Annotated in this window: 24 protein-coding genes; 12 read left to right on the top strand and 12 right to left on the bottom strand. The window is 49.1% G+C overall.

The window, feature by feature from the left end; all coding sequences use genetic code 11:
• Positions 1-154: 154 nt before the first annotated feature.
• From manX to mntP, 5 genes are all read left to right on the top strand, one after another.
• Positions 155-1,126 carry a PTS mannose transporter subunit IIAB gene (manX, locus tag AACU94_RS07365; RefSeq protein ID WP_130223509.1) on the top strand — a complete coding sequence of 324 codons (972 nt, stop codon included), beginning with the start codon at positions 155-157 and terminating at the stop codon, positions 1,124-1,126.
• A gap of 62 nt (positions 1,127-1,188) precedes the next feature.
• Positions 1,189-1,989, top strand: coding sequence for a PTS mannose transporter subunit IIC (manY, locus tag AACU94_RS07360; RefSeq protein ID WP_064529241.1), 801 nt, complete (start codon positions 1,189-1,191; stop codon positions 1,987-1,989).
• 12 nt (positions 1,990-2,001) lie between these two features.
• Positions 2,002-2,853 carry a PTS mannose transporter subunit IID gene (gene manZ, locus AACU94_RS07355; RefSeq protein WP_130208438.1) on the top strand — a complete coding sequence of 284 codons (852 nt, stop codon included), beginning with the start codon at positions 2,002-2,004 and terminating at the stop codon, positions 2,851-2,853.
• Positions 2,854-2,907: 54 nt separating this feature from the next.
• A complete protein-coding gene (locus tag AACU94_RS07350) occupies positions 2,908-3,366 on the top strand; it encodes a DUF986 family protein (RefSeq protein WP_130208443.1) in 459 nt (152 codons plus the stop codon).
• Positions 3,367-3,782: 416 nt separating this feature from the next.
• The gene (mntP, locus tag AACU94_RS07345; protein WP_001353153.1) at positions 3,783-4,349 is read left to right on the top strand and encodes a manganese efflux pump MntP; all 567 of its coding nucleotides are present in this window, start codon (positions 3,783-3,785) and stop codon (positions 4,347-4,349) included.
• Here mntP and rlmA read toward each other — a convergent pair.
• The 5 genes from rlmA to mgrB form a co-directional block, all read right to left on the bottom strand.
• Positions 4,346-5,155 carry a 23S rRNA (guanine(745)-N(1))-methyltransferase gene (gene rlmA / locus AACU94_RS07340; protein ID WP_131161136.1) on the bottom strand — a complete coding sequence of 270 codons (810 nt, stop codon included), beginning with the start codon at positions 5,153-5,155 and terminating at the stop codon, positions 4,346-4,348. The genes mntP and rlmA overlap by 4 nt on opposite strands.
• Positions 5,156-5,321: 166 nt before the next feature.
• Positions 5,322-5,531 carry a transcription antiterminator/RNA stability regulator CspE gene (gene cspE, locus AACU94_RS07335; RefSeq protein WP_001062678.1) on the bottom strand — a complete coding sequence of 70 codons (210 nt, stop codon included), beginning with the start codon at positions 5,529-5,531 and terminating at the stop codon, positions 5,322-5,324.
• Positions 5,532-5,570: 39 nt separating this feature from the next.
• Positions 5,571-5,687, bottom strand: a complete 117-nt coding sequence (locus AACU94_RS07330; protein WP_064529246.1) for a DUF2627 domain-containing protein — start codon at positions 5,685-5,687, stop codon at positions 5,571-5,573.
• 664 nt (positions 5,688-6,351) lie between these two features.
• Positions 6,352-6,639 carry a YebO family protein gene (locus AACU94_RS07325; RefSeq protein ID WP_130218745.1) on the bottom strand — a complete coding sequence of 96 codons (288 nt, stop codon included), beginning with the start codon at positions 6,637-6,639 and terminating at the stop codon, positions 6,352-6,354.
• Positions 6,640-6,713: 74 nt separating this feature from the next.
• Complete coding sequence (gene mgrB / locus AACU94_RS07320; protein WP_130208449.1) at positions 6,714-6,857, bottom strand: PhoP/PhoQ regulator MgrB; 144 nt, start codon at positions 6,855-6,857, stop codon at positions 6,714-6,716.
• Between the two features lie 156 nt (positions 6,858-7,013).
• Here mgrB and AACU94_RS07315 point away from each other — a divergent pair, with 156 nt between their 5' ends.
• Positions 7,014-7,253, top strand: a complete 240-nt coding sequence (locus tag AACU94_RS07315) for a YobH family protein (RefSeq protein WP_130208729.1) — start codon at positions 7,014-7,016, stop codon at positions 7,251-7,253.
• A 146-nt stretch (positions 7,254-7,399) separates the two neighbouring features.
• Here AACU94_RS07315 and kdgR read toward each other — a convergent pair whose 3' ends face one another.
• Positions 7,400-8,191, bottom strand: a complete 792-nt coding sequence (kdgR, locus tag AACU94_RS07310; protein ID WP_135489182.1) for a DNA-binding transcriptional regulator KdgR — start codon at positions 8,189-8,191, stop codon at positions 7,400-7,402.
• Between the two features lie 176 nt (positions 8,192-8,367).
• On the opposite strand from kdgR, the gene AACU94_RS07305 reads away from it, so the two are divergent.
• Positions 8,368-9,741: an MFS transporter gene (locus tag AACU94_RS07305; protein ID WP_130208451.1), complete on the top strand. Its 1,374-nt coding sequence runs from the start codon at positions 8,368-8,370 to the stop codon at positions 9,739-9,741.
• Between the two features lie 47 nt (positions 9,742-9,788).
• Here the strand turns inward: AACU94_RS07305 and htpX are convergent, their stop codons facing one another.
• The 4 genes from htpX to msrC all read right to left on the bottom strand — a co-directional run bounded on the left by htpX (position 9,789) and on the right by msrC (position 14,250).
• Positions 9,789-10,670: a protease HtpX gene (gene htpX / locus AACU94_RS07300; RefSeq protein WP_000984517.1), complete on the bottom strand. Its 882-nt coding sequence runs from the start codon at positions 10,668-10,670 to the stop codon at positions 9,789-9,791.
• Positions 10,671-10,889: 219 nt separating this feature from the next.
• Entirely contained in the window at positions 10,890-12,938 is a 2,049-nt protein-coding gene (gene prc / locus AACU94_RS07295) for a carboxy terminal-processing peptidase (RefSeq protein WP_130208453.1), read from the bottom strand.
• 19 nt (positions 12,939-12,957) lie between these two features.
• Complete coding sequence (gene proQ, locus AACU94_RS07290; protein ID WP_000431365.1) at positions 12,958-13,656, bottom strand: RNA chaperone ProQ; 699 nt, start codon at positions 13,654-13,656, stop codon at positions 12,958-12,960.
• Between the two features lie 96 nt (positions 13,657-13,752).
• Positions 13,753-14,250, bottom strand: a complete 498-nt coding sequence (gene msrC / locus AACU94_RS07285; RefSeq protein ID WP_130208455.1) for an L-methionine (R)-S-oxide reductase — start codon at positions 14,248-14,250, stop codon at positions 13,753-13,755.
• 129 nt (positions 14,251-14,379) lie between these two features.
• Between msrC and yebS the strand changes: the two genes are divergently transcribed.
• The 5 genes from yebS (at position 14,380) to AACU94_RS07260 (ending at position 20,436) form a co-directional block, all read left to right on the top strand.
• Positions 14,380-15,663, top strand: coding sequence for a membrane integrity lipid transport subunit YebS (gene yebS / locus AACU94_RS07280; protein WP_135489181.1), 1,284 nt, complete (start codon positions 14,380-14,382; stop codon positions 15,661-15,663).
• Positions 15,632-18,265 (top strand): lipid-binding membrane homeostasis protein YebT, encoded by a 2,634-nt coding sequence (yebT, locus tag AACU94_RS07275; protein WP_135489180.1) that lies wholly within the window; start codon positions 15,632-15,634, stop codon positions 18,263-18,265. The genes yebS and yebT overlap by 32 nt, the downstream gene beginning before the upstream one ends.
• An 80-nt stretch (positions 18,266-18,345) precedes the next feature.
• A complete protein-coding gene (gene rsmF / locus AACU94_RS07270) occupies positions 18,346-19,785 on the top strand; it encodes a 16S rRNA (cytosine(1407)-C(5))-methyltransferase RsmF (RefSeq protein WP_135489257.1) in 1,440 nt (479 codons plus the stop codon).
• Positions 19,786-19,902: 117 nt separating this feature from the next.
• Positions 19,903-20,139 carry a YebV family protein gene (locus AACU94_RS07265; RefSeq protein WP_002431586.1) on the top strand — a complete coding sequence of 79 codons (237 nt, stop codon included), beginning with the start codon at positions 19,903-19,905 and terminating at the stop codon, positions 20,137-20,139.
• 105 nt (positions 20,140-20,244) lie between these two features.
• Positions 20,245-20,436, top strand: coding sequence for a YdfD/YebW family protein (locus AACU94_RS07260; RefSeq protein ID WP_130208463.1), 192 nt, complete (start codon positions 20,245-20,247; stop codon positions 20,434-20,436).
• Here AACU94_RS07260 and pphA read toward each other — a convergent pair whose 3' ends face one another.
• Positions 20,437-21,093, bottom strand: a complete 657-nt coding sequence (gene pphA / locus AACU94_RS07255) for a protein-serine/threonine phosphatase (protein WP_135489179.1) — start codon at positions 21,091-21,093, stop codon at positions 20,437-20,439.
• A gap of 407 nt (positions 21,094-21,500) precedes the next feature.
• Entirely contained in the window at positions 21,501-21,842 is a 342-nt protein-coding gene (locus AACU94_RS07250) for a YebY family protein (RefSeq protein WP_130208467.1), read from the bottom strand.
• Between the last annotated feature and the right edge of the window lie 7 nt (positions 21,843-21,849).

Raw genomic sequence — 21,849 nt, 5'->3', positions numbered from 1 at the left:
CATCACATAAAATATTTTTTTCGATATCTAAAATAAATCGCGAGGCACAGGGGGTTTCCGGTTGTAGCCCTTATCTGAATCGATTCGATTGTGGACGACGATTCAAAAATACATCTGGCACGTTGAGATGTTAACAATAATAAGGAGGTAGCAAGTGACCATTGCTATTGTTATAGGCACACATGGTTGGGCTGCAGAGCAGTTGCTTAAAACGGCAGAGATGCTGTTAGGCGAGCAGGAAAACGTTGGCTGGATCGATTTTGTTCCTGGCGAAAATGCCGAAACGCTAATCGAAAAGTACAACGCTCAGTTGGCAAAACTCGACACCACTAAAGGCGTGCTGTTTCTCGTTGATACATGGGGAGGCAGTCCGTTCAATGCTGCCAGCCGCATTGTCGTCGACAAAGAGCATTATGAAGTGATCGCAGGCGTTAACATTCCAATGTTAGTGGAAACGTTAATGGCTCGTGATGATGACCCAAGCTTTGACGAACTGGTAGCACTGGCCGTAGAAACAGGCCGCGAAGGTGTGAAAGCTCTGAAAGCGAAACCCGTTGAAAAAGCAGCGCCAGCCCCCGCCGCAGCGGCACCGAAAGCGGCTCCTGCACCGGCAAAACCAATGGGACCAAACGACTATATGGTAATTGGCCTCGCGCGTATCGACGATCGTTTGATTCACGGTCAGGTTGCTACCCGCTGGACCAAAGAAACTAATGTCTCCCGTATCATCGTAGTTAGTGACGAAGTGGCTGCGGATACCGTTCGTAAGACACTGCTCACCCAGGTTGCACCTCCCGGCGTAACAGCGCATGTAGTTGATGTCGCCAAAATGATTCGCGTCTACAACAACCCGAAATATGCGGGCGAACGCGTGATGCTGTTATTTACCAACCCGACAGATGTTGAGCGTCTCGTTGAAGGCGGCGTGAAAATCACCTCAGTCAACGTCGGTGGTATGGCATTCCGTCAGGGCAAAACTCAGGTGAATAACGCAGTTTCGGTTGATGAAAAAGATATCGAAGCGTTCAAGAAACTGAATGCACGCGGCATCGAGCTGGAAGTCCGTAAGGTTTCCACCGACCAGAAACTGAAAATGATGGATCTGATCAGCAAAATCGATAAGTAACGTATTGTGTTGATTATCACTCAGTTTTCACACTTAAGTCTTACGTAAACAGGAGAAGTACAATGGAGATTACCGCTCTTCAAATTGTGCTGGTATTTATCGTAGCCTGTATCGCAGGTATGGGATCAATCCTCGATGAATTTCAGTTTCACCGTCCGCTAATCGCGTGTACCCTGGTGGGTATCGTTCTTGGGGATATGAAAACCGGTATTATTATCGGTGGTACCCTGGAAATGATCGCGCTGGGCTGGATGAACATCGGTGCCGCTGTTGCACCTGACGCCGCCCTGGCATCAATTATTTCTACCATTCTGGTTATTGCTGGTCATCAGAGCATCGGTGCCGGTATCGCGCTGGCAATCCCTCTGGCAGCAGCAGGCCAGGTTCTTACCATTATCGTTCGTACTATTACCGTTGCTTTCCAGCACGCTGCGGATAAGGCAGCTGAAAACGGTAACCTGACGGCGATTTCATGGATCCACGTTTCGTCTCTGTTCCTGCAAGCAATGCGTGTGGCTATTCCGGCCGTTATCGTTGCGCTTTCTGTTGGTACCAGCGAAGTTCAAAACATGCTGAACGCCATTCCGGAAGTGGTGACCAATGGTCTGAACATTGCCGGTGGCATGATCGTGGTAGTTGGTTATGCGATGGTTATCAACATGATGCGTGCTGGCTACCTGATGCCGTTCTTCTACCTCGGCTTCGTAACCGCAGCATTCACCAACTTTAACCTGGTTGCTCTGGGTGTCATCGGTACCGTTATGGCGGTGCTCTACATTCAGCTGAGCCCGAAATATAACCGTGTCGCCGGTGCGCCAGTTCAGGCTGCTGGTAACAACGATCTCGACAACGAACTGGACTAACAGGTGAGCGAAATGGTTGATACAACTCAAACTACCACTGAGAAAAAACTCACTAAGAGTGATATTCGTGGCGTCTTCCTGCGTTCTAACCTCTTCCAGGGTTCATGGAACTTCGAGCGTATGCAGGCGCTGGGCTTCTGCTTCTCTATGGTGCCGGCGATTCGTCGCCTCTACCCGGAAAACAACGATGCCCGTAAACAGGCGATTAAACGTCACCTCGAATTCTTTAACACCCAACCGTTCGTGGCGGCGCCAATTCTGGGCGTAACCCTGGCGCTGGAAGAACAGCGTGCTAACGGTGCAGAGATCGACGATGGCGCAATCAACGGTATCAAAGTAGGTCTGATGGGTCCGCTGGCAGGTGTAGGCGACCCAATCTTCTGGGGTACGGTACGTCCGGTATTCGCAGCGCTGGGCGCCGGTATCGCGATGAGCGGCAGCCTGTTAGGTCCGTTGCTGTTCTTTATCCTGTTTAACCTGGTACGTCTGGCAACGCGTTACTACGGCGTAGCATATGGTTACTCCAAGGGCATCGATATCGTTAAAGATATGGGCGGCGGCTTCCTGCAAAAACTGACGGAAGGGGCGTCTATTCTCGGCCTGTTTGTCATGGGGGCATTGGTTAACAAGTGGACACATGTCAATATCCCGCTGGTCGTCTCACGCATCACTGACCAGACGGGTAAAGAGCACGTTACCACTGTACAGACCATTCTTGACCAGTTAATGCCGGGCCTGGTACCGCTGCTGCTGACCTTCGCCTGTATGTGGCTGCTGCGCAAAAAAGTGAACCCGCTGTGGATCATCGTTGGCTTCTTCGTCATCGGTATCGCTGGTTACGCTTGCGGCCTGCTTGGACTGTAAGACTGTTGTACACTACCGGGGCCTTTTGGCCCCGTTTTTTTATCTGGAGGATTAATGACAATCACGGAACTGGTGCTGATTCTGTTCATCGCCGCACTGCTTGCCTTTGCGATATACGATCAGTTCATTATGCCCCGCCGCAATGGCCCCACCCTGCTGGCAATTCCTTTGCTGCGGCGCGGTCGCATCGACAGCGTTATCTTCGTCGGGCTGATTGTCATTCTTATCTACAATAATGTGACCAGTCATGGCGCACAAATTACCACCTGGTTATTAAGTGCTCTGGCGCTGATGGGTTTTTATATATTCTGGATCCGCGTTCCGAAGATCATCTTTAAACAGAAAGGTTTTTTCTTCGCCAATGTCTGGATTGAATATAGCCGAATCAAAGCGATGAACTTATCGGAAGATGGTGTCCTGGTTATGCAATTAGAACAGCGTCGGTTGTTAATCCGCGTTCGAAATATCGACGATCTGGAAAAGATTTATAAACTTCTTGTTTCAACTCAATGATTTACATCTTTAGCCAAAGCTATGTCAAGTGTATTTTTAATAACCAGACATAGCTTAGGCTATATTATCCCTTCGATCATTTGTTATTTATTTTAACGTTTCATTTATATATAAATCTAAATGAAAATCGTTATCAACGAAGTAATGAAATAATATATTCCAACAGTTGTTTTATATTCTCAAAATATGTTAAGGTTGCGCCCTCATTTGGGGAGTAGCCGATTTCCAGACTCCGGAAATGTACGTGTCAACATACTCGTTGCAAAACGTGGCACGTACGGACTGAACATTTTCAGTCAGGCGAGACCATATGCACATCAATCGCTATGCCTGCATGAGCGCGTCTTGTCGTTCATGTGTGCATGTTTGCGGGGGGCGAAGATGTGTTTTATGGATACCCCGGTCAGGACGTTGTCATGAATATCACTGCTACTGTTCTTCTTGCGTTTGGTATGTCGATGGATGCATTTGCTGCATCAATCGGTAAAGGTGCCACCCTCCATAAACCGAAATTTTCTGAAGCGTTGCGAACCGGCCTTATTTTTGGTGCCGTCGAAACCCTGACGCCGCTGATCGGCTGGGGAATGGGCATGTTAGCCAGCCGCTTTGTCCTCGAATGGAACCACTGGATTGCGTTTGTGCTGCTGATATTCCTCGGCGGGCGAATGATTATTGAGGGTTTTCGTGGCGCAGATGATGAAGATGAAGAACCGCGCCGTCGACACGGTTTCTGGCTACTGGTAACCACCGCGATTGCCACCAGCCTGGATGCCATGGCTGTGGGTGTAGGTCTTGCCTTCCTGCAGGTCAACATTATCGCGACCGCATTAGCCATTGGTTGTGCAACCTTGATTATGTCGACATTAGGGATGATGGTTGGTCGCTTTATCGGCTCAATTATTGGGAAAAAAGCGGAAATTCTCGGCGGGTTGGTACTGATCGGCATCGGCGTCCAGATCCTCTGGACGCACTACCACGGTTAATTTGTTCGCTGCCAGAGGTGAATATTAAAATCCGTCTGGCAGTCGAATACTTCTTTTGCCGCCAACGTTTGCCAGACATCAGGCTTCGCACGCCAGGCAAATGGCGTCATCTGCAACAATGCAACAGCTTCATCGCCGCGAAGACGCATCGGATACCGCAGTTCATCGCTCTGCTGTAATGCAAAACCTTCCAGTTGTTCAGTATGGGGGGCATGCAGAAGTACTTCGTCGTAAATCAGCCCTTTCAACTCCATTAAATGTCGTGGCCCTGGAGTAACGGTAATTACCCAGCCTCCCGGTTTGACGACACGCGCTAACTCTTCTGCTTTGCATGGCGCGTAGATGCGAATAATGGCATCCATACTGGCATCGGCAAAAGGCAGACGGTGGCTGGAAGCGACACAAAAGGTAACCTGCTTATAGCGTTTCGCCGCAGCTTTAATTGCGACCTTAGAGACATCAAGACCAAAGGTTGTCACTACTGGCAAGGCATCGGCAAAAGCATGAGTGTAATACCCTTCCCCGCAGCCAATATCCAGTACCGCTGTTGCGTGCTCATTAAGACATCCACGCAATTGAGCGACTATCGCATCACGAAGCGGCTGGTAATGACCGGCATCTAAAAACGCACGTCGCGCCTGCATCATTTCCGCGCTGTCTCCCGGATCGCGGGATCGTTTATATTGAACGGGCAGCAGATTGACATATCCCTCTTTCGCCATATCAAATTGATGCCGCTGCGGACAGATATAGCTATTTTGTTCAAGAGATAGAGGCTGGTGGCAAAGTGGACAGGAAAACGACATGAAAACTCCGGCGGGATACTAAATGCCGCAAGTGTAACGCGAATCGCGCTGCGGGCAAATATTCGAAGGTCGTAAGCGAGCATTAAACAAAGTAAAAAGCCTCGCTTTTCGACGAGGCTTTATAGCGAGATTGAAGTGCGTTAACACTTCAGATCAGTGAATTCGATCAGATAGCGGTTACGTTAACAGCTGCCGGACCTTTCTGGCCGTCCTGAATTTCGAACTCAACGTTCTGGCCTTCGGCCAGAGTTTTGAAGCCATTACCCTGGATAGCGGAGAAGTGTACGAACACATCTTTGCTGCCATCAGCCGGAGTAATGAAGCCAAAACCTTTAGACTCGTTGAACCACTTAACCTGACCTTTAATCTTTGCCATTTGAAAAATTCCTTAGATTGTTTTCTTCGCCCGCAGGCATTACAGAGATAAAACTGACACATTACTGCTTGAGGCACTAATATAAGGTTCGGCAGAGAAGCGGTATTCAACGACAACGTGTTTACTCAGGACTTCTTTACTGAAAATGCCACACATAAACAGAACTGTACCTCGTTTAACCCAAAGCTGTTATCACATACAACGTTAATTATGGCAAGCCATTTTTAAACATGTCTCGATCAGCTGCACAAATCTCGATGCGCCTTCCACTTTTTTTGCACATTTATGCAACGGAATGCGTGTCGATATATCGAGACACTAAAGCATACCAGTACAAACAGATGCCTGAACTGATGTGGTTTCTAACATAGTTCAATAAGTTCTAATCTTCCAGTTCAGAAATACAGTTTAATTACACAATGTGTGTGATATCACTTTTTATACTATGTAATGATAAAGTGTTATATAACTTTATCTCATAAAACAGTCAGTTAACAACATACACAGATGCAATGCCGATGCCATATTCAAAGCATGTTAATAATGTAAAATAAGAAAAAATGATGAATGATAAAAAATGAGAAGAGAAACGTTTCGCTTATAAACAATGCTGTAATTAATCAATATTCCGATGCAAACATCCCAATCAGCAAGTACAAAAAATAACTTTTTCTGATGTCAAAATAAATGAATTAATAACAGAGAAAATAATCAAAATTCAATAAAGGATTAATTTTAATCAATTGCATCATTATAGTGCATGTAAGAATGATGAGATGAGTAACCCATCAACACAGGGTTACTCAAATTGCAGGAAGGATTACCGTTCTGCTACCAGACGAATAATATCTTCATCTTCATCCGTTTTTTGGTTCTCAGTCACCTTTTCATCGGCTTTTTCAGGTGCGTTAGCTTCGCACAAGCGGCGTAACAGTACATTCTGCCGTTTCTGCTGATCCAGCAATGCCTCAAGCAGTTCAATCTGTTCGTTAGTCCGGGAACTGGCACGGTTGATGAAAAACCACAAGATGAGCCCAATAATAAGAACTACTACCGATACGACCAAAGACGCAATGTTCATCACGCCTGAATTTACAACTTCGTTCATTTAACCACCTCTAAGTAGAGGCGCCATTTTACCACTGCTACGCAGGAAGGAAATCTACTGATGAAAAAATGATATCACCATGGGATGAACTGATTGATGGCACAAATTCCGCTGAAAAATTGCACATCCTGATCGCACATTATGTTGAATACCTGCATCCATAACAGCAAGAAAGCCAGCACAGCGGCAACCAGAACGACCCATCGAAACTTTTTCACTCCAATCTCCGTTTAACCTCTCTTCTGCCTTTACACTATCATGCGTTAGTTAAACAACGTCTAACCATGTCGATATTCGTGCTTTTTCGGAATGATACGCTTGCTTCAGTCCATATTGCCGCTACGATTAAGCAAACAAAAAGAGAAGAGGTCGTAATGCGATTCATCATTCGCACAATTATCTTGATAGCACTGGTATGGACAGGATTATTACTCAGCGGATATGGCGTTCTGATTGGGAGCAAGGAAAATGCTGCCGGGTTAGGACTGCAATGCACATATCTCACCGCCCGAAGCACAAGCACGGTGCAATATCTGCATACTAAAAGTGGATTTTTGGGGATTACAGATTGCCCGCTGCTACGTAAAAGCAATATCGTCGTCGATAATGATTGATAGATAACGGTACAAATATCCACATCAAAACTAATGGATATAAAGTACTTTCATCTTCTGCTCGAACGATATCACTATTAACATTATTTAATCCACGCTGAATGAAGAACCTGTCTGAATTTTATGCAGACAGGTTCTTATTTTAATCAGAATGGATAGTCGTGATACCCCATTTGTGCGGATATTTTGCGCGCTGCCGTATGCAACATAGCCACATACTCCTGCAAACGTTCTTCAGAAAAACGCAGCGTCGGGAAGGAAATACTCAAGCCGGCAATCACCACACCAAAGCGGTCAAACACCGGAACGGCGATGCAACGCAGCCCTTCTTCCTGTTCTTCGTTATCTTCGCCGTATCCCTGCTCAAGGACCTGATCTAACACGGGTAATAACGCCTCTGTGCTGGTGATGGTCCGATTGGTGCTGCGTTTATATTCCACGCCCTCAAGGATTTGCTTCACTTCATCGCGATCGCGCCAGGCCAGCAGCACTTTACCAATCGCAGTGCTGTACAGAGGATTACGACGGCCAATCCGTGAATACATGCGCAAATTGTACATAGAGTCAATTTTGTGGATGTAAACGATACTGTCTTCATCCAGTGCGCCAAGATGAATGGTTTCTTTGGTCAAACGGGAGATCTCACGCATCTGGATATCTGCACTGCGAATAAGATCGACGTTTTGTAACGCACGAGCGCCCAGCTCAAATAATTTTAGAGTCAGAGAGTATTTCTCCGACTCCCCTTCCTGTGCGACATAGCCCAGGGTTTTCATGGTCTGTAAAAAGCGATAAACGGTGCTTTTTGACATCATGACACGCTGTGACAGCTCGGTTATCCCTATTTCGCGCTCTTCGCCCAGCGCCTGCAAAATGCCAAAAACCTTCAGTACGGAAGATACAGAATCAGGTTGTTTATCCAGATCTGCGTTAGCCATTTATCACCTCATTGCGAGTGTTTTATAAAAATCAGAACTGTTTTTTATTATAATTTCGCGCCAGGGTGGTCGCAATCCATCTTTTGCCGGTTAGTTACAATTCTGCGACATTCGCCGTGAATATCAGTGCTAAAATCATACCCCTGTTGATTATTACCAAAAGATATAAAATTCCTATGCCAAAAGTTCAGGCCGATGGCCTGCCGTTGCCTCAGCGGTACGGCGCAATATTAACCATTATTATTGGTATTTCGATGGCGGTTCTCGACGGCGCTATCGCTAATGTCGCCTTGCCAACCATTGCAACCGATCTCCACGCCACACCAGCCAGTTCCATCTGGGTGGTGAATGCCTACCAAATCGCGATTGTTATCTCCTTACTCTCGTTCTCTTTTTTGGGCGATATGTTTGGCTATCGACGAATTTATAAATTCGGTCTGGTGGTTTTTCTGCTCTCATCGTTGTTCTGCGCTCTTTCTGATTCACTGCAAATGCTAACCCTGGCGCGTGTAATACAAGGTTTTGGCGGCGCGGCGTTAATGAGCGTCAATACTGCACTCATCCGCTTAATCTACCCACAACGTTTTCTGGGGCGAGGGATGGGAATTAACTCTTTTATCGTCGCCGTCTCCTCCGCTGCCGGGCCGACGATCGCCGCCGCAATCCTTTCAATTGCGTCCTGGAAGTGGTTATTTTTAATTAACGTACCATTGGGTATTATCGCCCTACTCCTGGCGATGCGTTTTCTGCCGCCAAATGGTTCTCGTGCCAGTAAGCCGCGGTTTGATCTGCCCAGCGCCGTGATGAATGCGCTGACATTTGGCCTGCTTATTACCGCGTTGAGTGGTTTTGCTCAGGGGCAATCACTGACGCTGATCGGTGCAGAACTGGCGGTAATGATTATTGTTGGTATTTTCTTTATTCGCCGCCAGCTTTCCCTTCCTGTTCCACTGCTACCAGTGGATTTACTGCGTATTCCGCTGTTTACACTATCAATTTGTACCTCCATTTGTTCTTTCTGCGCGCAAATGCTGGCGATGGTTTCCCTGCCTTTTTATCTGCAAACCGTACTTGGGCGTAGTGAAGTTGAGACAGGTTTGCTACTGACCCCGTGGCCGTTGGCAACGATGGTAATGGCTCCGCTGGCAGGTTATTTGATAGAGCGCGTCCATGCAGGATTGCTTGGTGCTTTAGGGCTGTTCATCATGGCGGCGGGACTTTTTTCACTGGTCCTGTTGCCAGCTTCACCTGCCGATATCAATATCATCTGGCCGATGATCTTATGCGGTGCAGGCTTTGGGTTATTCCAGTCCCCCAATAATCACACCATTATTACCTCCGCCCCGCGTGAGCGTAGCGGTGGTGCCAGTGGAATGTTGGGTACAGCGCGTTTGCTTGGTCAGAGTAGCGGCGCAGCTCTGGTGGCGCTGATGTTGAATCAGTTTGGTGATAATGGTACGCACGTCTCGCTGACGGCTGCGGCTATTCTGGCAGTGATCGCCGCCTGTGTCAGTGGTTTACGCATTACCCAACCGCGCGCACAAGGCTAAAAAAAAGCGCGTCAACCAGGACGCGCTTTTTTATAATTTACTGCAAATTACTTCAGGTATTCACCGGTACGCAGGGCTTCAATACGTTTATCCAGCGGCGGGTGAGTCATGAACAGCTCACTCAGCGATTTGGACTTACCATTGATACAAAAAGCCATCATGCTGGTTGCTTCCTGCGGCTCATAGCTGGTTTTCAGACGCTGCAGCGCAGCAATCATTTTCTCACGACCAACCAGTTTGGCTGAACCTGCATCGGCATGGAATTCACGGTGACGCGAGAACCACATGGTGATAATGCTCGCCAGAATACCAAATACCAGCTCCAGAACCGTCGCAACCGCAAAGTAGATCAGCGGGTTACCGTTGCTCTCTTCACCTTCATCACGGTTACCGCCCATAAAGCCCGCGGCAAGCTGCGCCAGAATACGTGAAATAAAGATAACGAAGGTGTTTACCACGCCCTGAATCAGCGTCATGGTAACCATGTCACCATTCGCAATGTGGCTAATTTCGTGGGCAATTACCGCCTCGGCTTCATCCGGGCTCATGTTCTGCAGCAAACCGGTGCTGACAGCAACCAGAGAGGCATCACGACGAGCACCTGTCGCAAAGGCGTTGATATCCGGCGCATGGTAGATAGCTACTTGCGGCATAGCAATCCCCGCCTGACGGGCCTGGGTTGCTACAGTATTGACCAGCCAACGTTCCCTTTCGTTACGCGGTTGCTCGATCACTTCCCCGCCAACAGATCGTAATGCCATCCATTTGGACATCAGAAGCGAAACGAAGGAACCACCAAAACCGAACAGCAAGGCCATAATCATCAGCCCCTGAACGCTGCTCGACTGTATCCCTGTCAGGCTCAGTACCAGCCCGAAAACGACCATGACGGCCAGGTTCGTTAGCAGGAAGAGCGCGATTCGCATCATAATTTTCTTTTTACCTCAGTTTAACAAAACGCAATATGCGATATGCGATATGCGATATGCGATATGCGATACCCACATCGTATGGGTTACGCGACTATTTTCAAGTCTGGATAGAGCGTAAGTCACCAGAAAGACACAACTTTACATTTTGTAGCATCTGATTTACGGCATCTTGCCACTGTTAAAAAATCAGGCACAATTTCTTGTGCCTGATTGATGTTACTTGACGGGAGCGGGCTGTTCCGCTGGTCTGGATTTTTCCAGCTTCGCCAGATCGAGTGCGATATTCACTGTCTCGTCCAGATACGGATCTGGCTCCTTGTAATCTTTTGGCAAATCATCCAGTTTCTTCAACTCCGGTTTGCCTTCGCGTTTAAAGCGATCGTTCAATCGTGCCAGACGCATCGCATCATCTTCATTGTTCTCTTTCTCACGCACAGCGTAATTCAGAGAAACAATATTGCGTTTGTCCTTCATGGCATTGAAACGAGCAATATCCTTCATGATGTTCTGGAATTCAGGATCCTTCGCGATGCGCGCATTATGTTCCTTCAGCAATTCCGGCTCAAACGCCGATAAATCGCCTGATTTCACATAGGTTGCAGCATCAATGCTATCCCACGGCAGCGCGTTATCTTCGAATTTCTCTCCCGTTTCCGTCTCTTCATTGCCCGTTGGCATGATGATATCCGGCGTCACGCCCTTACGTTGGGTACTGCCACCGTTAACGCGATAGAATTTCTGGATTGTATACTGCACTGACCCCAGCGCCGGCCATTCAGGACGTAACATCTGATCGTAGATACGATTCAGAGAACGATACTGCTGGACAGTGCCTTTGCCGAATGTTGGTTCGCCCACAACCAGCGCGCGACCGTAATCCTGCATCGCGGCGGCAAAGATTTCTGAAGCCGAAGCACTGAATCGGTCAACCAATACCACCAGCGGGCCTTTATAGAACACCTGGCCGTCGGTATCACTGTCCTCGCGGACTTTACCATTGTTATCACGGACCTGAACAATCGGACCGGAAGGAATGAACAAACCAGAGAGCGATACTGCCTCGGTCAACGCCCCGCCGCCATTGCTACGCAGGTCGATGACGACGCTGCTGACATTCTGTTTTTCCAGCTTCTGCAACTGAACTTTGACATCGTCTGTCAAGCCAACATAGAAACCGGGAATATCCAGTACGCCCACTTTTTCTTTGCCGACGGTCTTCACGGACATTTTAACTGCGCGGTCTTCCAGACGAATGCGTTCACGCGTCAGTGTTACCGTACGAGTTTTAGTCCCTTTACCAGCAGGTAAAATTTCTAAACGAACTTTACTGCCTTTCGGCCCTTTGATTAAGGCAACGACATCATCAAGACGCCAGCCAATCACGTCAACCATCGGCTTGCCGGTTTGACCAACACCGACAATTTTGTCACCAACGCTGATAGCTTTACTCTTCGCTGCCGGGCCACCTGCCACCATCGAATTGATAACGGTGTAGTCATCATCCATTTGCAGCACCGCACCAATACCTTCCAACGACAAGCTCATTTCAGTATTGAACTGTTCGGTATTACGCGGGGAAAGGTAATTGGTATGCGGATCAATTTCGCGCGCAAACGCCGTCATTGCCAGCGAGAACACATCTTCGCTGTTAGTTTGCGCCAGACGGCGAATGGCAAATTTGTAGCGACGAGTCAGGGTTTCACGAATTTCTTTATCCGTTTTTCCTGTCAGCTTCAGACTTAACTCGTCGAATTTGACTTTGCTGTCCCACAGCGCGTTCAACTCGGCCTCGTTTTTCGGCCAGGGCGCTTTGCTGCGGTCCAGGTTATAAGTGTCGTTGCCGGTAAAATCCATCGGTTTTTCCAGTACCGATAAGGCGTACTGGTAACGTTCAAAACGGCGTTTTTGCGCCAGATTGTAAAGATCGTAGAAAACGTCAAGTTTACCGGAGCGCAGTTCATCGCCCAGCTCATTTTTCTTTTTCGCGAACTGTTCAACATCGCTTGCCAGCAGCACATTGTGGCTGTAATCAAGCAGGTTCAGGTAGCGGTCAAAGATTTTGGCCGAGAATGCCTGATCGAGGTCGAACTGGCGATAATGGGAGCGGGTAAAGCGCGACGTTACGCGCTCACTCACCGTCGCATGCTGCGTCTCTTCCTTTAATACCGGAATCTGATCAGCACGCGTAATATCTTCTACTGCGAAGGTCTGGCCTGCTATTGCAAGCAGGCCAGCTAACGCGGTAAGCCTAAAAAACATGTTCATGCCTGGCCCGGCCTCCGTTTCAGAACACCAGGTGTTCTGCGCGCACAATCAAAGACATACCCGAATTCAGCTGGACGCGGACGCCGTCTTTGGTGATTTCTAATACGGTGGCATCCATCGCATTTTGACCAGCTTTCACCTTCAGGGCTTGTCCGACAGTCAGAGCTGAAATGTCAGAAACTGGGGTGTGCTGTTCTTCGCGAGGTGCTTTTACTGTTTTTGGCGCTTTCTCAGCCGGTTTCTGCGCGCGAGGTTTGCGCTCGGCGCCTTCTTTACGGCGTTGCGCAGCAGGACGTGGCTTGCGTTCGCGGCGTGGTGCGTCTTCTTTCTCACCTGCAGCTGCGGCAGCTTCGCGTTTTTTCGCCTGCTGTTCGGCACGCTGCGCCTGGACGCGCGCTTTCGCTTCTTCAAGCTGCTTGCGAGCATGTTCTACATGCTGCTCGTCCAGCTCACCGCATGGGTTGCCGTCGAGATCGACACGCGTCGCGCCTGGTTTAACGCCATACAGATAGCGCCAGCTCGAAGTGTAGAGACGTAAAGCGGATCGCAGTTGCGTTTTGCTAAGGTTCATTTCCCCAGCAACGCGATCGACCAAATCCTGAAAAATACCGATTTTCAGCGGACGCGCTTCACCTTCCGCACTGAAACAGTGGGGAAAACGTTCGGCCAGAAACGCGATTACTTCTTTACTGCTATTCAACTTAGGTTGATTTTCCATGAAATTTCCTGATTACAACGGACGTAGCCAACAAGCGCAGGCATGAACAGGCGTCATTATAATGACGTCATCAGTAAATGCTACGTTATCCGTTGATTATCCTGCGACGCTCGCAAAGAATTTTTTGTAATCCGTCGTTGCAAGCACCTTTTCAAGCTGCGCCACAAGCTGACGTAAGCCTTGCTCGTCCTCGTCTGTAAAGCGACCGAAGACAGTACTGTCGATATCGAGAACGCCAATAATCTGATTTTTCACCACCAACGGCAGAACGATTTCAGAATTACTCGCCGCATCACAGGCGATATGCCCATCAAAGGCGTGAACATCCTCGATTCGCTGTACTTCATTGCGGGCAACTGCAGTGCCACACACGCCACGCCCTACCGGGATCCGTACGCAGGCAATTTTGCCCTGAAACGGCCCGAGTACCAGCGTATCGTCCTCAAGTAAATAAAACCCAGCCCAGTTTACGTCAGTCAGACGCTCGTATAACAAAGCACTGGTATTCGCCAGCGTTGCCAGAAAGCTGGTTTCTCCCGCCATCAACGCATTAAAGTCGCGGTTTAAGTCCGCGTAAAATTCTGTTTTGTTCATTATATAATCACTTAGTTGTCTTACCTGGAACTGCCAGCCTATTAAAATAAGCATTAAATGCGTTAATGCTCAAGATCATTCCCATCATGGGTTAAGATAAATGTTAATTCTTATCACATTTGGCATGTCATGGCTCTTAACACCCCACAAATTACGCCGACAAAAAAGATAACAGTGAGCGCAATTGGCGAGGAACTACCGCGTGGTGATTATCAACGTTGCCCGCAATGTGACATGCTGTTTAGCCTGCCCGAGATAAATTCTCACCAGAGTGCCTATTGCCCGCGCTGTCAGGCGAAAATTCGCGATGGGCGTGACTGGTCGCTCACAAGGCTGGCAGCAATGGCTTTTACTATGCTGTTGCTTATGCCTTTTGCCTGGGGCGAACCTCTATTACATATCTGGCTGTTAGGTATCCGTATCGACGCCAATGTAATGCAAGGCATCTGGCAGATGACCAAACAGGGCGATGCGATAACCGGCGCAATGGTGTTTTTCTGCGTTATAGGTGCACCTCTCATACTGGTGACTTCTATTGCGTATTTATGGTTTGGCAATCGACTGGGAATGAATTTACGCCCGGTGTTGCTGATGCTGGAGCGACTAAAAGAGTGGGTAATGCTGGATATCTATCTGGTCGGCATTGGCGTTGCTTCTATAAAGGTACAGGATTACGCCCATATCCAGGCGGGCGTCGGGCTATTCTCTTTTTTCGCGCTGGTGATTTTAACAACAGTGACATTGTCACATCTTAATGTTGAACAGCTGTGGGAGCGATTTTATCCGCAGCGCCCTGCCACGCGTAGGGATGAGAAATTACGCGTTTGCCTGGGTTGTCACTTTACCAGCTATCCCGATCCGCGCGGTCGTTGTCCGCGTTGCCATATCCCACTTCGCTTGCGTCGCCATCATAGTATTCAAAAATGCTGGGCTGCTCTTTTGGCTTCAATTGTCTTATTGTTACCTGCCAACCTGCTGCCTATTTCGATCATCTACCTGAACGGTGGACGACAAGAAGATACGATTCTTTCTGGAATTATGTCGCTGGCAAACAGCAATATTGCAGTTGCCGGCATTGTTTTTATCGCCAGTATCCTGGTGCCGTTCACCAAAGTCATCGTCATGTTTACTTTACTGGTAAGCATTCATTTTAAATGCCAGCAAGGCTTACGCACGCGGATTTTGCTATTGCGGATGGTGACCTGGATTGGCCGCTGGTCGATGCTCGATCTGTTTGTCATTTCATTAACCATGTCGCTGATTAATCGCGATCAGATCCTCGCTTTTACTATGGGACCCGCTGCGTTTTATTTCGGCGCAGCGGTTATTTTGACTATTCTTGCTGTGGAATGGCTGGACAGCCGCTTACTTTGGGATGCACATGAGTCAGGAAACGCCCGCTTCGACGACTGAAGCGCAAATTAAAACTAAACGCCGTATCTCACCTTTCTGGCTGTTGCCGTTCATCGCGCTAATGATTGCCGGTTGGCTGATTTGGGGTAGTTATCAGGATAGAGGCAATACCGTCACCATCGACTTTATGTCGGCAGACGGCATTGTTCCAGGTCGCACGCCTGTTCGTTATCAGGGCGTTGAAGTCGGCACGGTGCAGGATGTCAGCCTCAGCGACGATCTACGAAAGATTGAAGTGAAGGTCAGCATCAAGTCCGATATGAAAGATGCCCTGCGCGAAGAGACGCAGTTCTGGCTGGTGACGCCGAAAGCCTCACTGGCAGGTGTTTCCGGGCTTGATGCGCTGGTCGGCGGTAACTATATCGGCATGATGCCGGGCAAAGGCAAAGAGCAGGATCACTTTGTGGCGCTCGATACCCAGCCAAAGTATCGGCTGGATAATGGTGATCTGATGATCCACCTGCAAGCCCCCGATCTCGGTTCATTGAACAGCGGTTCGCTGGTCTATTTCCGCAAAATTCCGGTGGGACGCGTCTATGACTATGCGATCAATCCCAATAAGCAAGGCGTGGTGATTGATGTCCTGATTGAGCGGCGTTTCACCGATTTGGTGAAAAAAGGCAGCCGCTTCTGGAACGTTTCTGGTGTTGATGCCAATGTCAGTATCAGTGGCGCGAAGGTGAAACTGGAAAGTCTGGCTGCCCTGGTTAACGGTGCGATTGCCTTCGATTCACCAGAAGAGTCGAAACCTGCCGATCCGGAAGATACCTTTGGTCTGTATGAGGATCTCGCCCACAGCCAGCGTGGAGTGATCATAAAGCTGGATCTACCAGGTGGAGCCGGATTAAACGCCGATTCAACGCCGCTCATGTACCAGGGGCTGGAAGTCGGGCAACTGACCAAACTGAATTTAAACCCAGGTGGCAAAGTCACCGGGGAAATGACCGTTGATCCCAGCGTCGTCACCCTGCTTCGTGAAAATACCCGCATCGAATTACGTAACCCGAAGTTATCTCTCAACGACGCCAATCTCAGCGCCCTGTTGACCGGCAAAACGTTCGAACTGGTACCGGGTGATGGCGAGCCACGCAAAGAGTTTGTCGTTGTGCCTGGCGAGAAAGCTTTACTGCATGAACCCGATGTTCTGACGCTTACCCTGACTGCACCAGAAAGCTATGGAATTGATGCCGGTCAGCCGCTCATTCTTCACGGCGTACAGGTAGGTCAGGTTATCGACCGTAAACTCACCAGCAAAGGTGTGACATTTACCGTCGCTATCGAACCCCAGCATCGCGAACTGGTAAAAGGCGACAGCAAATTTGTCGTTAATAGTCGTGTCGACGTGAAAGTGGGTCTGGATGGTGTCGAGTTTCTCGGTGCCAGCGCCTCAGAATGGCTCAACGGCGGGATACGTATTCTGCCCGGCGACAAAGGCGAGATGAAAGCCAGCTATCCGCTGTATGCCAATCTGGAAAAAGCCCTCGAAAATAGTCTTAGTGATTTACCTACCACGACCGTGAGTTTAAGTGCGGAGACACTGCCGGATGTGCAGGCAGGGTCGGTAGTGCTGTACCGTAAATTTGAGGTCGGTGAAGTGATTACCGTACGTCCACGGGCCAATGCGTTCGATATCGATTTGCATATTAAACCGGAATATCGCAACCTGCTGACCAGCAACAGCGTGTTCTGGGCTGAAGGCGGCGCGAAAGTTCAACTTAACGGCAGCGGCCTGACCGTTCAGGCGTCACCGCTTTCGCGGGCGTTAAAGGGGGCCATCAGCTTCGATAATCTCAGCGGTGCCAGCGCCAGCCAACGTAAAGGCGATAAGCGGATTCTGTATGCTTCCGAAACAGCAGCTCGTGCGGTTGGCGGGCAGATTACGCTCCACGCTTTCGATGCCGGAAAACTGGCGGTCGGTATGCCAATTCGCTATCTCGGTATTGATATCGGGCAAATCCAGACTCTGGATCTGATCACCGCGCGCAATGAAGTACAGGCAAAGGCGGTGCTCTATCCGGAATATGTCCAGATCTTTGCGCGCGGTGGTACACGCTTCTCAGTGGTCACACCGCAAATTTCGGCAGCAGGCGTTGAGCATCTTGATACGATCCTCCAGCCGTATATCAACGTCGAACCAGGTCGGGGTAATCCTCGCCGTGACTTTGAATTGCAAGAAGCCACCATTACTGATTCGCGTTACCTTGATGGCTTAAGCATTATTGTTGAAGCGCCAGAAGCCGGTTCGTTAGGTGTTGGTACGCCAGTACTGTTCCGTGGTCTGGAAGTAGGTACAGTCACCGGAATGACGCTGGGGACATTGTCAGATCGCGTGATGATTGCGATGCGCATCAGTAAACGTTACCAGCACCTGGTACGTAACAATTCCGTCTTCTGGCTAGCTTCGGGCTACAGTCTGGACTTCGGTCTGACGGGCGGCGTGGTGAAAACCGGTACCTTTAACCAGTTTATCCGTGGCGGGATCGCCTTCGCCACGCCTCCAGGTACGCCGCTGGCGCCGAAAGCTCAGGAAGGCAAACACTTCCTGTTGCAGGAAAGTGAACCGAAAGAGTGGCGTGAATGGGGAACAGCACTCCCCCGATAAGCCACATTGCTCCGGCGTGCCTGCGCCGGAGCGTTTATGCTAAACTGCGCGCCTGTTTTTTTTGCCAGTGGTACATGCTCGTGGCCCAACACACCGTTTATTTCCCGGACGCCTTTCTGACACAAATGCGCGAAGCCATGCCTTCGACGCTCTCTTTTGATGATTTTCTCGCCGCCTGTCAGCGCCCGTTGCGCCGCAGCATTCGCGTAAATACCCTGAAAATCTCCGTTGCTGATTTCCTGCAATTAACCGCCCCTTACGGCTGGACGCTAACGCCGATTCCGTGGTGTGAAGAAGGTTTCTGGATTGAACGCGACGATGAAGATGCATTGCCGTTGGGCAGTACCGCCGAGCATTTAAGCGGCCTGTTTTATATTCAGGAAGCCAGTTCAATGTTGCCCGTTGCCGCATTGTTTGCCGACGATAATACCCCACAGCGGGTGATGGATGTCGCCGCCGCGCCAGGTTCAAAAACCACGCAAATTGCCGCTCGCATGAATAACGAAGGGGCGATTCTTGCCAATGAGTTTTCCGCCAGCCGGGTAAAAGTGTTACATGCCAATATCAGTCGCTGCGGTATCCGTAACGTGTCTCTGACTCATTTTGATGGCCGCGTCTTTGGTGCGGCGTTACCAGAAATGTTCGATGCCATTTTACTGGACGCCCCCTGCTCTGGCGAAGGCGTGGTGCGTAAAGATCCCGACGCACTGAAAAACTGGTCACCAGAAAGCAATCAGGAAATCGCTGCCACCCAGCGGGAACTGATCGACAGTGCCTTTCATGCATTACGCCCTGGCGGTACGCTGGTTTACTCGACCTGTACCTTAAACCTGGAAGAAAACGAAGCCGTTTGCCTGTGGCTGAAAGAGACTTACCCCGACGCAGTAGAGTTTTTACCGCTGGGCGATCTCTTCCCTGGCGCGGACAAGGCGCTCACCGAAGAAGGCTTTTTGCACGTTTTCCCACAAATTTACGACTGCGAAGGCTTCTTCGTTGCCCGGTTACGCAAAACACAGTCGATTCCCGCCTTACCCGCACCGAAATACAAAGTGGGTAATTTCCCGTTTAGCCCAATCAAAGATCGCGAAGCCGCACAAATTCGCCAGGCGGCGACTGCCGTTGGCTTACAGTGGGATGAAAATCTGCGCCTCTGGCAGCGCGATAAAGAACTCTGGCTGTTCCCGGCAGGCATTGAAGCCCTGATCGGTAAAGTCCGATTTTCCCGTCTGGGAATTAAGCTTGCTGAAACGCATAACAAAGGTTATCGCTGGCAGCATGAAGCGGTTATTGCCCTGGCATCCCCGAACCATACGAACGCTTTCGAACTGACGCCTCAGGAAGCGGAAGAGTGGTATCGCGGGCGCGATGTTTACCCGCAAACCGTGCCAACTACGGATGATGTGCTGGTAACCTTCCAGAATCAGCCAATAGGTTTAGCCAAACGTATTGGCTCGCGACTGAAAAACAGTTACCCACGTGAACTGGTGCGCGATGGGAAACTTTTTACCGGTAACGCCTGATAGCGCACAAAAAAAGCGCACTTTTTGACTGGCACATTCGCCTGCCTCAACTACGCTGAAAAATGGTGCGATCGGACTGGTCGTACCACAACCGGCAGATAAATGGAGAGCACGAAGATGAAAACCAGTGTGCGCATAGGCGCTTTTGAAATCGATGACGGCGAGTTACACGGCGAATCGCCAGGTGATCGAACATTAACAATTCCTTGTAAATCTGACCCCGATTTATGTATGCAACTGGATGCCTGGGACGCCGAAACCAGCATTCCAGCTCTACTAAACGGCGAACACTCTGTCCTGTACCGTACCCGCTACGATCAAAAGTCTGATGCCTGGATTATGCGTCTTGCATGATCCAAAAAGAACCCGTCGGCATGGCGGGTTATTTATTCTGGTTATTTCCCCGAAGTAAAATCCTCTCCTAAACTTAACGGTACGGCACCACACTTCGAGGATGAAATGTTCGCGCTGGTACTTTTTGTTTGCTATCTGGATGCTGGCTGTGAAGATATTGTTGTTGATGTTTACAACACGGAACAGCAGTGCGTCTACTCAATGGACGATCAACGGATCCGCCACGGCGGCTGCTTTCCTGTTGAGGATTTTATTGATGGGTTCTGGCGGCCCGCGCAGGAGTACAGTGACTTTTAATTACTGGAGTTGTTCCACGGTGAGTGTCCCTCCGAAGACGGCGCCGGTGTCTATATAATGCAAGTTTCCAATATCTACGCGATGAGGTAACGGCGTATGACCAAACCAGAAATGGTCAGCACCGGTAATTCCCTGCCCTTTTTGGCCTTCACGTAATCGCGAACGACTCCACAATACCTGGTGCAAATCGACGTCCTTTTGCCATTGATAAACATCGTCAGGATAATCAGCATGGGCAATAACGTGTTTGCCAGTGCGACTGTTTAATTCAAGAATAAAAGGCAAATGCTGGCATTTGCTGAGCGCCCTTTCTGCTTGCTTCTGTTGCTTATCTGCCAGTGCAGCAAACCAGTCGCCACCGTTCATATACCATAAAGACATCTGCTGCGCGGCCAGCGCATCTATCGCCATCTGCTCATGATTGCCTCTTACCGCTCTGACCCAGCGTTGCTCCAGTAGTTGAAGACAACGCAAACTCTCCGGACCACGATCAATAACATCACCTACCGAGATCAATAAGTCTTGCCACGGGTCAAAACGGCAATGCCATAATTTGATACGCAGTAGCCCAAAGCAGCCATGAATATCCCCCACCAACCAGATATGTCGCCAATGGCTGCCATCAATTTTCTGATAGGTGCGGCCTGCCTCTTTCATCAATTTTTTACTCCCGCGCAGAAGATCACATTATTTTAACATAAATGTTAAAAAAGGCTGGACTGAAGCAGTAGAGTGTGTGTTATGGTTGATTGTGAAGTCAGCACAGGGAAAACAGTGATGTATTCATCCGCTGGCTTAATAGATAAAAAGAGACCGAATACGATTCCTGTATTCGGTCCAGGGAAATGGCTCTTGGGAGAGAGCCGTGCGCTAAAAGTTGGCATTAATGCAGGCTTAGTTGCCTTGCCCTTTAAGAATAGATGACGACGCCAGGTTTTCCAGTCCACACGAAAAGTGGTCAGAAAAAAGCGTCTTTATCATCATTTTAAAAGTAAAAAAAACGCCCGATCTGATAAAAGATCCTGGGCGTTTTTTTTGGCAAATCAAAAAGCTAACTCAGGTAACTAGCAGAGTTTTTCAGCTCGTTCTATAAATGGCATCAAGCTCATTTTTTCACCGGGTTTGTTGGGATCTTCAATCTGGATCACCGAAATAGGCTGGGCCTTAGTCTTCCCACTGGAAACTTCTTTTTGCGCAACATCGTTCAAAGGGTATTGAACCAGGGTGCTGGGGTTGATGACATACAGCGCATTACCCGGTCGGCATGTCAACATCACTTCTTCGCGATTAAACGCCCATTTGTCTTTGCCAATTTCAAAACGGCTGACGGTAATCACCTGAGGAGCCGCCAGCGCCGCAGTGGAACTGGTGAGCAACAAAAACGCCAATATACTTTTTTTCATCATTTATCGT

The organism is Escherichia sp. E4702, assembly GCF_963883545.1.
GTDB lineage: Bacteria > Pseudomonadota > Gammaproteobacteria > Enterobacterales > Enterobacteriaceae > Escherichia.
The sequence above is the reverse complement of the archived record's forward strand: the minus strand, read 5'-3'. Positions and strand labels throughout refer to the sequence as shown.

Bases quoted from the DNA above. Each gene is read 5' to 3' on its own strand.
- manY (WP_064529241.1), top strand. From the start codon at position 1,189: ATGGAGATTACCGCTCTTCAAATTGTGCTGGTATTTATCGTAGCCTGT.
- manZ (WP_130208438.1), top strand. From the start codon at position 2,002: ATGGTTGATACAACTCAAACTACCACTGAGAAAAAACTCACTAAGAGT.
- AACU94_RS07350 (WP_130208443.1), top strand. From the start codon at position 2,908: ATGACAATCACGGAACTGGTGCTGATTCTGTTCATCGCCGCACTGCTT.
- mntP (WP_001353153.1), top strand. From the start codon at position 3,783: ATGAATATCACTGCTACTGTTCTTCTTGCGTTTGGTATGTCGATGGAT.
- rlmA (WP_131161136.1), bottom strand. From the start codon at position 5,155: ATGTCGTTTTCCTGTCCACTTTGCCACCAGCCTCTATCTCTTGAACAA.
- cspE (WP_001062678.1), bottom strand. From the start codon at position 5,531: ATGGCAAAGATTAAAGGTCAGGTTAAGTGGTTCAACGAGTCTAAAGGT.
- AACU94_RS07330 (WP_064529246.1), bottom strand. From the start codon at position 5,687: ATGTGTGGCATTTTCAGTAAAGAAGTCCTGAGTAAACACGTTGTCGTT.
- AACU94_RS07325 (WP_130218745.1), bottom strand. From the start codon at position 6,639: ATGAACGAAGTTGTAAATTCAGGCGTGATGAACATTGCGTCTTTGGTC.
- AACU94_RS07315 (WP_130208729.1), top strand. From the start codon at position 7,014: ATGCGATTCATCATTCGCACAATTATCTTGATAGCACTGGTATGGACA.
- kdgR (WP_135489182.1), bottom strand. From the start codon at position 8,191: ATGGCTAACGCAGATCTGGATAAACAACCTGATTCTGTATCTTCCGTA.
- AACU94_RS07305 (WP_130208451.1), top strand. From the start codon at position 8,368: ATGCCAAAAGTTCAGGCCGATGGCCTGCCGTTGCCTCAGCGGTACGGC.
- htpX (WP_000984517.1), bottom strand. From the start codon at position 10,670: ATGATGCGAATCGCGCTCTTCCTGCTAACGAACCTGGCCGTCATGGTC.
- prc (WP_130208453.1), bottom strand. From the start codon at position 12,938: ATGAACATGTTTTTTAGGCTTACCGCGTTAGCTGGCCTGCTTGCAATA.
- proQ (WP_000431365.1), bottom strand. From the start codon at position 13,656: ATGGAAAATCAACCTAAGTTGAATAGCAGTAAAGAAGTAATCGCGTTT.
- msrC (WP_130208455.1), bottom strand. From the start codon at position 14,250: ATGAACAAAACAGAATTTTACGCGGACTTAAACCGCGACTTTAATGCG.
- yebS (WP_135489181.1), top strand. From the start codon at position 14,380: ATGGCTCTTAACACCCCACAAATTACGCCGACAAAAAAGATAACAGTG.
- yebT (WP_135489180.1), top strand. From the start codon at position 15,632: ATGAGTCAGGAAACGCCCGCTTCGACGACTGAAGCGCAAATTAAAACT.
- AACU94_RS07265 (WP_002431586.1), top strand. From the start codon at position 19,903: ATGAAAACCAGTGTGCGCATAGGCGCTTTTGAAATCGATGACGGCGAG.
- AACU94_RS07260 (WP_130208463.1), top strand. From the start codon at position 20,245: ATGTTCGCGCTGGTACTTTTTGTTTGCTATCTGGATGCTGGCTGTGAA.
- pphA (WP_135489179.1), bottom strand. From the start codon at position 21,093: ATGAAAGAGGCAGGCCGCACCTATCAGAAAATTGATGGCAGCCATTGG.
- AACU94_RS07250 (WP_130208467.1), bottom strand. From the start codon at position 21,842: ATGATGAAAAAAAGTATATTGGCGTTTTTGTTGCTCACCAGTTCCACT.